We start from the raw sequence: 6,190 nt of genomic DNA, 5'->3' as shown, positions 1-6,190 counted from the left end.
GTTCACCGCTTCGCGGCTGGTTTCGCCCAGCGTACCGTCCTTCACGCCGCTCAGGGTGCGCGCGCCGGCCGTGCCAGTGAAGTCCACCGACGTGCCCGCCTTGTCGCCAGCCACCGTGATCGCCTTGGTCGTCGCGTCCTGCTTCACCAAGCCCACCGAACCGCTGTTCATGTTGTTGGTCAGTTCCGACACCGAGCCTTCGACGGTCGTGACACGGCCGTCGAGCTTGGCGATGGCCGTCGTGTTGCCGGCGATGTTGGTCGTGTTGGTCGCGATGTTGGCCGTGTTGGCGGCCACGTTCTGGTTGGTCGTGAACAGTTGACCGCCGTTCACCGCTTCGGTGCTGCCAGCAGCCAGCGTGGCCGCCTTCACGCCGCTCAGGGTGCGAGCGCCGTCCGTGCCAGCGAAGTTCACCGACGTGCCGGCCTTGTCGCCTGCTACCGTGATCGCCTTGGTCGTCGCGTCCTGCTTCACCAGGCCCACCGAACCGCTGTTCAGATTGTTCGTGAGGTTCGAGATATTGTTGGTGTTGGTCGCGATGTTCGTGGCATTCGTGGTCGTGCGGCCGTCCAGGTTGGTGACGGCAGCGCCCACGTTGTTGACCGTCGTGCCGCCCACCGTGTAGCTCGGTGCCGAGATCGTGCCGTCCGCCTTGACCGCCGAGCCGCCGCCCAGCGCGCTCGCCACGGCCGCAGCATTGGAATCGGCGACCGTTTTCACGGTCTTGACCTGCCCGACATTGACCGCATCGGTATCCTGCGTGCCTGCCGCGACGTTCGTGATCTGGCGCTGCGCAGTCGCCGAGCCGACCGAGATTTCACCGGTCGTGGTCGTCACTTTGGCGCCGCTATAGGACAAGGCGTTCGCAACACCGGAAACCGCACCGCGATTCGCCACGGCGCTCGCTCCCAGTGCAACGCTGTTGGCTGCGCTGGCAGACGCGTTCGTACCGGTGGCGACCGCATTGACCGCGTCCTTCGCAACCGTGGAGTAGCTGCCCAAAGCCAAGGCACCCGTCGCGCCGTCGCCAACCTTTGCATTTCGCCCAACTGCTGCCGCATTGGCAGCCCCCCCCGACGAGGACGTCCCAATTTGGCTACCCGCACCGAGAGCAATACTTCCCTGGGAAGTGGTACCCAAAACGTTCGCATCATAGCCAACTGCAACAGAAATACCGCCTTGTGCCTTAGTTCGCGGACCAGAATTGCTGCAATCTCCACCCAGGGCGACAGCACCACCTGCCGTTGCGTCGGCACAGCCGATTCCAATGGAGTTACCGTCCCCCCCCGCTGTGCCGCCGCCTGCGACATAGCCGGCATGCGCATGGGTACCGAGCACACCGAAGCCCACGAGCAGCAACGCGCCAGCCAGCGCCTTGCCACTGCCCTTGCCCTTGCCACGGGCGGCTTCCGAAGCTGCAGTCCAGGTGCCGGTGGCCTTGTTCCAGATGACGCGATATACCTTGTTCATGACTATTTCCTTTGATCGATGGCTAATTCAAATCGGATCGTCGAATGGAAGTCTGGACATCGCGAAAAGGATCGAATTGCGACTGCTTTTCAAACTGATTGTCTGCGGACCTCACTGGTCTTCAACGGGATAAGTCAATGGTATTAGTAGTCACTATTTCAAGATATGAGAACATTCTGAAAGCGATTTGAAACAGCCTCAAATCGGTTTGCGCGGCATCGCGCCCCCTCGGTGACCTCTATTGTTCGATTGTGAAAAATTCCCAAATACTCAATATTCGAAAATTAAAATCCGAACCGCCTTTCATCGAATTGGAAAATTTCTTTTACCCGGCATGGCGACGCCTCCATAAACTGGATTTTTAGTCGCACTCAATGTCTTGAGCCGGCTTTGATTCGGTGAATCAAACCGCCGACACCCTTGGCGCGACTACCCCTCCCCAGCGATATCCGGATACAGCGTCTCGGGTCACCACGCTCGCGCTCGCCCTTCTCGCGGCATTTCCGCCGCTGCGCCGCCTGTGCGGCGGACCGGGCAAGACGCAGGCATTCCAGCCTTTCGTCGAAGCCAGCTGGATCCGCAACTCGCGTGATTTCGGGGCGACGCTGGACGGCGCGAGGTCATGCGGGCGGGAGCCTCCGACATCGGCGAGCTGAAGCTCGGGGTCGAAGGGCAGCTGAACAAGCGGTGGACGCTCTGGGGCAATGTGGCCCTACGGGCCCGGCAGTTCGGGCTACCGCGACACGTCTGCCATGGTTGGCGCCAAGTACAGCTTCTGATCCACGCATTCCACCCGCGCGAAAACGCGGGTGAAGACCGCCGGCTCTACCAGCGCACGCGCACGCCCACGGCGCCCTGGATCGATGCCTTGACCTCGGTGTCGCCGCCGGTGCTGAACAGGTGGCCGACTTCGCCATAGAGGCTGGTGCTGCGGTTGAGCGCCAGCGTCACGCCGCCCGCCACCTCGATCGAGGTGTAGCTGCCCGCGGTGGCGATGTCGGCGAAGGCGGCCGGCCCGATGAAGCGCGCGATGGTGTCGCCGCCGGTGCCATGGATGACGCCGACGCGGCCGTAGGGCTGCAGGCGGCCGGCGGAGGTCGCGAAGTCGCCCTTCACGCGGACACCCAGGCCGGCGGTCCAGCTGTCCAGGTTGTCCTGCTGCACGCGCGCGCCGGGGATCGTCAGGTCGTCGAGGCGGGCCCGGCTGTAGATCAGCTGCGCCTGAGGCTCGACGGTCCAGCCGCCGCCCATCGCGAAGGCCTGGCCGACCTCGACCGCGGCCAGCCAGCTGCTGCCGTCGCCGGAGGTTTCGATCCGGCCGATCGGCTTCACGGTGTAGCGCTGCGAGCCGTACTGCAGCACGGTGTCGACATAGAAGCCGGTCGTGTTGGCGTAGCTGGCGTAGGCCGCCAGGTAGCGCGAACGCAAGTCGTTGCTGCCGACCGCGCGCCACAGGCCGCTGGCCGAGCCGCTGACGTCGGCATTGCCGTCGAGCACGCCGACGTAGACGCCGGCACGCCAGTCGCCCAGCGGCGAGACGTAGAGATCGGTACCGGCCTGGACCCCGCTCACGTGGCCCTGGCTGGAGGGGTTCACGGTGCCTTCCTGACGGATGTCGAGGTCGGTGTAGATGGCACGGGCCCAGGCATGGCGATCGGTGGCGAGCGCGCCCGCGACCGGTGTCAGGGCGGCGAGCGACTGGGTGCTGGCGTCGTCGTCGCCGCTGCGGCGACGCAGGTTGCCGAGCATCGCCAGGTCGTTCTGGCGCAACTGGGCGGGCACCGCCGCGATCAGGGGCACTTCGACGCGGTAGGCGGGTGCGGGTGCGGGCGCGGCCGGCAGCACCGAGGGCGCCGGTACCACGGGCGTTGGCGTTGGCGTTGGCGTTGGCGTTGGCGTTGGCGTTGGCGTTGGCGGCGTCGGCGCCGCCTGCGAGCGCAGGTACCAGTTCTCGCCCGCGCCGCTGGCATCGGCCGCGTACAGCCGGTACTCGAAGGCGCCGGCGTCGACATGTCCGCCGCCGAGGGCGAAGGCGTCGCGCGTGGTCTGGGCCGTGGTCGTGGCGCCGTTCAGCGCGGAGATCACCTCGATGCCGTTGCCCGCGGTCTGACCGCCGAGGCCGTTGAGGTTGGTGATCTGCACCGTCGTCTTGCCGCTGGCGACCGCCGCGGCGCCGTCGAGCACCAGGCGGTCGGACGGGCCGCTGGCATTGAGCGTCGTGCCCAGGTGCAGCGTGCCGTTGTTGCCGACATAGGGGCCCGTGACCCGCAGCGTGGTGCCTGCGGCGGCGCCGGCCAGCGACACGGTGCCGCTGTTGTTCAGCGACGCCACGGTCTGGTTGAAGCCCGCGAGGTCGAGCGTGGCGCCGGCCGCCACGGTGTGCGCCGAGGCGGCGCTCAGGGTGTTGACCGCGCCCGCCCTCAGGGTCCCAGCGTCGATCCGGGTCGCGCCGCTGTAGGTGTTGGCACCGCTGAGCGTCAGGGTGCCGGCGCCGACCTTGGTCAGCGAGCCGCCGGTGGCCGTCACCGCGCCGTTGTAGGGGGCGCCCACGGCATCCAGGTTGGCCAGCCCCTGGTCCGAGATGATGCCGCTGAGGGCGTCGTCGCGGCCGAGGGCGCCGACCGTGAGGTTCTTCGCCCCCAGGGTCACGTTGCCTTTGCCCGACAGCGAGCCCACCGACACGCTGGTGGCGACGCCGTTGACGAAGAGCTGGCCGCCCGTGTTGTTCTCCACGATCGCGCCGCTGAGGTCGGTCACGTCCTGCAGATACAACAGACCGCCGTTGTTGGTGACTGTCGCGCTGCCGCCGCTGCTGCTTCCGTAGAAATAGAGCCGACCGCCGTTGCTCTTGATCTTGGCATTGGCCGCCGTCGCGCCATTGCTGAAGAACACGTAGGCGCCGGGGGCGTCGAGGGTCAGCGTCGAAGTGCCGGCACTGGCTCCGGCGTTGTCGAACTGGAGGCCGCTGTTGGACCCGAGGATGTTGGTGCTCTGATGAACCGTGATGTCGGCTGCGCCCGCGCTGGCGCCGAGGAACTGGAGCTCGGCGTTGCCGAGGATGTCGATCCGCCCGCTGCCGAGCGATCCGGTCGTGCTGGTGGTGACATTGATGCGCCGGGGGGCGACATGGGTGATGGGATCGACGGTGACGCTGGCGAATCCGATCGTTGTGCCGCCGCTGTAGTTGCTGCTCGCGTTGTCGATGCTGAAGCGCCGATCCTCGGTCGAACTGCTGCCCGAATTGACGAGCGAGAGCCTGCCGGTGCCTGAAATGCGGCCGGTCAGGACATTGGAGCGGGTGTTGTTGGCGTCGATGGTGCCGCCGCCCGCGCCCAGCTGAATGGCGCGCGCGCTCGTGAAGCCGTCGCCGCCCATCTGCAAGGTGCCGTTGTCGAGCACGATCTGGCCGTTCACGGCGCCCAGCTGGTTGTCGTTGCTGACCCGCAGGGCGCCGCTGTTGATGGTCGTGCCGCCCTGGTAGCTGTTCACGCCGGTCAGCGCGATGGTGCCGGCGCCGGTCTTGGTGATGCCGCCCGGGCCGCCGATGGTGCCCGACTGCGTTGCGATGAGGTTGTCGAGGCTGTTCAGCGTGAGCGTGGGCGCGGGCGCCGAAAGCGCCGTCAGCGGCGCCGCGTAGTCCGGGTACGGAGCGGTCGCGCCGCCCGCGTAGTCGACGATCTGCGCGCTGCTGCTGGCCGCCAGCGTGCCGAGGCCGGCCAGAACCAGTGTGGTCGTGAGCCCGCCGGAGCGCTTGCCCCGCGCGGCCGTGATTTCCGAAACAGCGACCCACGCGCCGAGGGCGTGATTCCACACACTGCGAAATGACCTGTTCATGCTCCTGAAATCCTTATCTGGGCCGCGCACCAGGATTCCGGCGAGCAGGCATATGACACAAAAGTGTTCATTCTTACATATTGAATACTTTTGAACTCACTTTTTTACACTTGTATCACCGCCCGTGACGGAGATCACCGGGTGGAATCCCAGCCCCGGACGTCGCCGCCGCGACCCCGTGGGACGGGCCCTGTTGGCAGAATCGCTCGCCATGGGAACCCTCTACCTCGTGCGCCACGGACAGGCCAGCTTCGGTGCGGCCGACTACGACCAGCTCAGCGAACTGGGCCGCCGGCAGGCGGTCCGGCTGGGCGAGTACTGGCGCGAGCGCGGCATGCGCTTCGATGCGGTGATCACCGGCACGCTGAAGCGCCATCGCCAGACCTGGGAGGGGATCGCGCAAGGGATGGGGCTCGAGCGCGAGGACGTGCTGCCCTGGCCCGGCCTCAACGAATACGACAGCGAGGCGATCATTGCCACCGTCCATCCCGGCAAGCTGGAGAAGGCGACCACGCCGGAGATGGTCCGCCACCATTTCCGCCTGCTGCGCGAGGGGCTCGGCGCCTGGATGCAGGGCCGGACCGAACCGGTCGGCATGCCGAGCTATGCGGACTTCCTGGCGGGCGTGACGACCGCGCTCGACCATGTGCGCGACAAGCACCACGGCGCGAAGGTGCTGGTGGTGTCGAGCGGCGGGCCGATCAGCACGGCGGTCGGCCATGTGCTGGGCACCAGCGCCGAGACCACGGTCGAGCTGAACCTGCGAATTCGAAACACCGCGGTGACGGAGTTCGCGTTCACGCCGAAGCGCCACATGCTGGTGACCTACAACACGCTGCCGCACCTCGACGGCCCCGCGTACGCCGACTGGATCACCTACGCGTGA

General features: G+C 66.6%; 4 protein-coding genes. 2 read left to right on the top strand and 2 right to left on the bottom strand.

Annotated features, from left to right (window positions below):
- Positions 1–1,470, bottom strand: a 1,470-nt coding sequence (locus tag AB4Z46_RS20495) for an ESPR-type extended signal peptide-containing protein (RefSeq protein ID WP_442285373.1), incomplete at its 3' end; no start/stop codon positions are given.
- A gap of 398 nt (positions 1,471–1,868) precedes the next feature.
- On the opposite strand from AB4Z46_RS20495, the gene AB4Z46_RS20490 reads away from it, so the two are divergent.
- Positions 1,869–2,126 (top strand): hypothetical protein, encoded by a 258-nt coding sequence (locus AB4Z46_RS20490; RefSeq protein WP_442285372.1) that lies wholly within the window; start codon positions 1,869–1,871, stop codon positions 2,124–2,126.
- A gap of 169 nt (positions 2,127–2,295) precedes the next feature.
- Here AB4Z46_RS20490 and AB4Z46_RS20485 read toward each other — a convergent pair whose 3' ends face one another.
- Positions 2,296–5,304, bottom strand: a complete 3,009-nt coding sequence (locus AB4Z46_RS20485; protein WP_442285371.1) for an autotransporter outer membrane beta-barrel domain-containing protein — start codon at positions 5,302–5,304, stop codon at positions 2,296–2,298.
- 211 nt (positions 5,305–5,515) lie between these two features.
- Between AB4Z46_RS20485 and AB4Z46_RS20480 the strand changes: the two genes are divergently transcribed.
- Complete coding sequence (locus AB4Z46_RS20480) at positions 5,516–6,190, top strand: histidine phosphatase family protein (RefSeq protein ID WP_442285370.1); 675 nt, start codon at positions 5,516–5,518, stop codon at positions 6,188–6,190.

The organism is Variovorax sp. M-6 (assembly GCF_052114385.1).
In the GTDB taxonomy this organism is placed as follows: domain Bacteria; phylum Pseudomonadota; class Gammaproteobacteria; order Burkholderiales; family Burkholderiaceae_C; genus Variovorax.
Note: the sequence above shows the minus strand (reverse complement) of the source record. Positions and strands in the feature narration are given on the sequence as shown.